Origin of the sequence: Caballeronia cordobensis (assembly GCF_001544575.2) — a bacterium.
GTDB lineage: Bacteria > Pseudomonadota > Gammaproteobacteria > Burkholderiales > Burkholderiaceae > Caballeronia > Caballeronia cordobensis.
On sequence record NZ_FCNY02000053.1, the window covers coordinates 1 to 5,598 of the forward strand.

Annotated in this window: 3 protein-coding genes; 2 read left to right on the forward strand and 1 reads right to left on the reverse strand. The window is 54.2% G+C overall.

Features of this window, described 5'->3' with window-relative positions; all coding sequences use genetic code 11:
* On the forward strand, positions 1-595 hold a 595-nt coding region (locus AWB70_RS37920), incomplete at its 5' end, for a sugar phosphate nucleotidyltransferase (protein ID WP_060854259.1).
* 61 nt (positions 596-656) lie between these two features.
* Here AWB70_RS37920 and AWB70_RS37925 read toward each other — a convergent pair.
* The gene (locus AWB70_RS37925) at positions 657-3,593 is read right to left on the reverse strand and encodes a glycosyltransferase (protein WP_082378071.1); all 2,937 of its coding nucleotides are present in this window, start codon (positions 3,591-3,593) and stop codon (positions 657-659) included.
* 818 nt (positions 3,594-4,411) lie between these two features.
* Between AWB70_RS37925 and AWB70_RS37930 the strand changes: the two genes are divergently transcribed.
* Positions 4,412-5,371, forward strand: a complete 960-nt coding sequence (locus AWB70_RS37930; protein ID WP_063786684.1) for an NAD-dependent epimerase/dehydratase family protein — start codon at positions 4,412-4,414, stop codon at positions 5,369-5,371.
* Positions 5,372-5,598: the final 227 nt, after the last annotated feature.

Consider the following 5,598-nt stretch of genomic DNA (forward strand, 5'->3'; position numbering starts at 1 on the left):
CAACGATCCGTCGGCGCTGATTCTGGGCGACAACATCTTCTACGGGCACGATCTGGCGAAGCAACTCGATGCCGCCAGCAGCCGCACCGATGGCGCGACGGTGTTCGCCTATCACGTGCACGATCCGGAGCGTTACGGCGTGGTCGAGTTCGACCAGAAGTTCTGCGCGCTGTCGATCGAAGAGAAGCCTGCAAAGCCGCGTTCGAATTACGCGGTGACGGGTCTGTATTTCTACGACAATGAAGTGTGCGACATCGCTGCGGACATCAAGCCGTCGGCGCGCGGCGAGCTGGAGATCACGGATGTGAATTCGCGTTATCTGGAGCGCAAGCGGCTCGATGTGGAGATCATGGGACGTGGCTATGCGTGGCTGGACACGGGCACGCACGATTCGCTGATCGAGGCGGCGACGTTCATCGCGACCTTGCAGAAACGTCAGGGGCTGGTGGTGGCGTGTCCCGAAGAGATTGCGTATCGCAAGAACTGGATCGGCGAGGAACAACTGCTCGAACTCGCGCGACCGCTTGCGAAGAACGCTTACGGTCAGTATTTGCTCAACCTTCCGAAGGACCAGGTCGCATGGCCCTCGGTATAGCGCACCTGCTTCGCGGATGACGCTGATAGAAACCAGCGTCATCCTGCCAACCTTCATCGCCTCAGTGTCGTGTGAACTTCCGAATCAAGCGGTGTCCCGCAAAGGCAATACGTCTTATGTAGCGCGCCAGCGTCCGGTTCGCGGCGGCGAATTCACGCAACTTTCGCGTCGCGCGCCAGGTAGTGCTCATTTCTATTGCTGAAAGGCGCGCGAGTTCGGCGTGCGTCGCCTGCATCGACAGTTCCAATTGACTGATCCGATTTCTTAATGCATCTCGTTCGCCAAGGAATTGGGCATTGGGCGTCAGCGCCGCGCGCATGGTTGTGAAGCGTTGATTGCTCGGCAGACCTGGCAGAGCATGTGAAAGGCGAAGCCACCCCGGAAACGTGGGATAGGTTCGCAGCATGGACGCCTTTCGAACGCGATAAAGGAATCCGATCTTGGGCATTACCCAGACTTCCTTGCCCAATCCGGCCATTCGGGTGAATAGCTGCCAGTCTTCCCACGTTCCTTTACTGGTCTCATCCCATCCGCCGAGTTCTTTCAGGATGTTCGTCCTGAAGACTGCCAGCGAGGGGCCGTAGGGATTCTCCGAAAGTCCTAATCCGAAATCCATGCCCATTGGCCGGTAGAAGTAATCGTTCGTGTTCGATTCTTCACTGAGCCAATCATCGCCATCATTAAAACCTCTGTCGTAGCACGTTATGGCGGCGACATGCGGATTTTCATCGAGCATGCGGCAAGCATTGGCGAGAAAATTGTTCAACATGATGTCGTCGTTATCATGCGTGCAAACATATTCGGCGCTTACGTGCCGTAATCCGGCATTGCGCGCACCCGCAAGACCGACATTATTCTCGTTCCGAACGATCACACTTTCACTGTGAGCCACGCGCTTGGCTACGTCGATCATCGTTTCGAAATTTTCTTCGGTACTCTTGTCGTCGACGAAAATCACCTTCGCAGGGCGGTGGAAGGAATTATTGATTCCGAATACTGCGTCAGACAGGTACGTACGACTTCCATTGAAATTGGCAACGATCAGGTCGACCTTTCCGCGCGGCTGTTGCTCCAGTTCCGGTGCTTGCTTGAATGATTCGAGCATTGCGAGGTAATTGTCGCTGTGCACCCTATACATCGAGGCCATGGAGTGCCGTGTGCGGGCAATGAGCGATTGGCGCTCGTTCAATGGCATGGCCACGCTGTGAGCCAGCGCGTTGGCGAGCGCCACCGAATTCGGTTCACACATCACGTCTGGGTGCACGGCGGCCGGAATCTGTTCGGGGAGGCCGCCAGCCTTGAAAGCAATGAACTGGCAATTCGAACCGACTACTTCAAAGATAGAGAGCGGATGGTTATCTCCCTTATAAGGGAGAATTGCCAGAGAATCAACGGAGAACTCTTCCAACTTGGCTACTACGGCATTTCGGCTATACTTGCCGCAGCTTATTTTGATATTCGGAATCGCGTACAATCGCTCATCGGCGCGTTCGGTTCCGAGTACGACAACCTCTTCGATCTGCCGCGCAATCTCGGTAAACTGCGGATCGGAAAAGAATTGCAGCACGGCATTACAGAATTCGGGATAGCCCTTTTGCAAATTAGGCTTACCGTAAAATACGATCTTCGAAATCGGCTTGAACCTCTTTTCGAGAAGATCTGCATCCGCGAGTTCCACAGGATAGGGCTGGAGCCTGTGTTGACGCGGCATGAAACCGAGTTTGTTCAGGTAAAGATCTTCCATGAACCGTGTCGGAAACACGAGGCAATCGGCTAATTCGGCACCGAGGCGCTCCATCGCGTCGAATTTGACGGGACGCTCCTTCGAAATCTCTCCCGCCGCGTTATCGAGGTATCCGTGGTTGCCATGCGCGTAAGCCATGACGAACGTCTCCGGCGGAAGCATTGCCGCTCGTTTCGCCTGCGCTACTCGAAAACCGATCCCCACATAATCTTGAAATTCAACGATCTTGACATCGTCATAAATAAACAAGGCGATCTGCAGCGCCACGAGAACTTCCTCGGGGTCGATGCTAATTTGATCCCGATGCACTCCAGAGCGGCCACATAGCGCGGCCGCATGCAACCAGCCTGCGTCTCGGGAAAACGAAGCCCAATTTTCAGGCAGCCCCGTGGCACCTGAGAAAAGGACCAATCTCCTATGTCCAGAATGCTCTTCGGCTACCTGGTAATAGGTGCCGATTCCACCCGTGGTAAGCGCATGAGAATGCTCTGACGTAATTACAAGATGATCCGAATGGTGGGGCAGGCCGTGCGCCTCGAGAAACGAGGAATAGAAGTCATCGTCGCACGAAACCTCCGCCAGGATTTGCTGTGAGGAGTCGCCGGTTTCTTCCTGCGGAATGAGCGCGAGTTCCTTGATTTCGAAGGCGGAAGTACGCAGAAACGCACCAAACTCGCGAACGTTCCATCGACGCACGTGAGACGTGTTGTCGGGAATCTTTTTTGAACCGATGCTATCAATATTATCTCGATTCTGCGTGGAGATGACTAACCGGTTCGACGGGTTTTTCCTTAGGATTTTCCTGAGGACGCGTAGAATCGGGCGAATATCATTCAGTTGTTCGATGACGCCGGAAAGGATAATTACCGTCGAAAGGTCATCGTCGACCGATCTCCGAAAGATTTCCAGGTCCCGAAAATCTTCAAGATTCGCCTGTAGAAAAGGTGCGAGAGATTGGCCTTCGGCACGTTCCCGGTTATCGGCCCAGTCAACTTGAAGGAATTCGGCATCATAACCGGCGAAAGCCAGGAGAAGCTCACGACCGCGTCCAGCTCCCACAACGATGATCCGCCTCGCAAATTGCATCTCGGCCACTGCCCGCGCGTGCTTGAAGACAGAAAGCTGTCCAGTGGCAGATGGGTCGGAGCAGGAGCGATTTATATCTACGACTGTTCTGCGATCACTACCAGCACCGAAATTGCGTTCGGGTGAGAGCATCTCCAGGTCGAGAACAGCTTGCGAATTTTGTTTCATTGTGCTTGAAATTATCTTTATCAGAGATCCAGCGCGAGAGACTCGCTTGCCGACGAATCACATCGGAGAGACGGATTGAGCGAAGCAGTCGGAGCGTGCCTTTCATGATGCATCTTGGCGTCGTTCGAGCGTGTCCTGGTGGTCGAGTCGAACCATATTTTCGCCAGATGTCGACTTTTCGGAAGGGCTTCAGTTTAGCGTAAACACTTGATTCGACGGGCCGCGGCGCAGCGGGGGCGTCGAGCGTGCGGGCTCGTGCAGCCCCAAGCCTCAATCGGACGGCTGACGTGCCACCGGCAGGATGTCCCTTCGCCATCGCCTTGAAGCTCGTCCCGAGGCAGTACCCGCTCGCGCAGCGTCTGCTGATTGAAGCGGGCGCCTGCAACGCCCCATGCCGATCAGGCGCTTACGGCTCCCTCAGGGGCCGTCACGATTGCCGACCCTTCGTAAATTTGCAATCATTATGCTTTCGCGTCCGGAAAACGCGTCGATCCTGATCGATTTCGTTGCTCATGGCCCGATCGAACCGGGCACAATGGGTGCCGCTTGGCACGTCGATTTGCTGCGTTGAGTGAAATTATATCGAGATCACGCGCGGCACTTCGGATTTGGCAACAAAAGTAACTTTTTCGTTATCGAACATATTTCTGCGTCGCAATTTTAATCTCACTTTCATGTCCAGACCAGGTTGCGATTTTGAGGTCGTTAATGCAAACAGCGTGCGTTCCATACGCTCATTTGCAAATTGAATTCATCTAAGCAATATGAAGGTGGAGTTTTTGACAAAGGTTCAGAATGCTCCGGCTGGCGCGAGGACAATGTTGAAAAGCAAAACATATTTGATTACTGGCGCTTCGGGATTCATCGGACGCGCGCTCGTCAGGCGCCTGCAATCCGATGGGCATGCGGTGCGCCGGGCTCTGAGAATCGAGCCCGATAATCCGGCTGACGTTCGGTGCCCACTCGACGCTTCAGTCGATGAATGGGCTCGCGCGCTGGATGGCGTAGACGGCGTGTTCCATCTTGCGTGGTCCACGGTGCCGCGTAGCGCGAACATGGCGCCTCTAAACGATTTGTCAACCAATTTGGGCGGGACGGTCGCGCTACTGGAGGCCATGAGGCGATATCCTGGCGTACCGATGACCTTCGTTTCTTCGGGTGGAACGGTTTATGGCGAGCCCATTGAAACGCCGATCAGCGAATCGCACCCGCTGAAACCGATGAGCGTATATGGAGCATCGAAAGCTTCGGCAGAAACATACGCCCTGGTTTATCGCCGTCAGTTTTCCGTGGATGCGCGCATCGTACGGTTGAGCAATCCATTTGGACCCGGGCAGAACGCAGAGGCTCAGTTCGGCGCGGCTTCGGTTTTTGCATGGCGTGCGCTTGCAGGGCGCCCTATCGACATCTGGGGTGATGGGTCGATCGTTCGAGACTATATTTATATCGACGATACAATCGATGCGTTGCAGCGAATGATGGACGCACCCGCCAGCACTTTTGCGAATGTTGAACCGGTGATGAATGTGGGATCGGGAACGGGAACATCGTTGCTCGATATTATCCGAGTGATCGAAAATTTGCTCGGAGTTCACCTCGATGTCAACTTTCAACCCGCGCGCGGATTCGATGTTCCCATCAATGTACTCGACATTACGTTGGCGAAACGCCTTCTTGGCTGGGCGCCGGCAACAAGCTTTGCTGAAGGAATGCGAACAACTTTAGCGCAGTTTGCTGAAAATGTCGCAGACGTTTCGGTCTATTGCAAGCAGCGGTGACATTATGATCGTGCGATATTGCGTTCTCCGGATAATCCGGCATTTTGCTCTTTAGAGCAGCGGCGACGAAAGATGGTTTTTCTAATTGTTCGATCTTTAAATCATAAAAGCTGCGCTTGAGGAGAGATTCACATGATTCTCGTGACGGGTGGTGCCGGTTTTATCGGCGCCAATTTTGTTCTGGATTGGCTCGAAGGTTCGGATGAACCGGTTTTGAACGTCGACAA

Coding starts and splice junctions, on each gene's coding strand:
- AWB70_RS37925 (WP_082378071.1), bottom strand. CDS start 3,593: ATGAAACAAAATTCGCAAGCTGTTCTCGACCTGGAGATGCTCTCACCC.
- AWB70_RS37930 (WP_063786684.1), top strand. CDS start 4,412: ATGTTGAAAAGCAAAACATATTTGATTACTGGCGCTTCGGGATTCATC.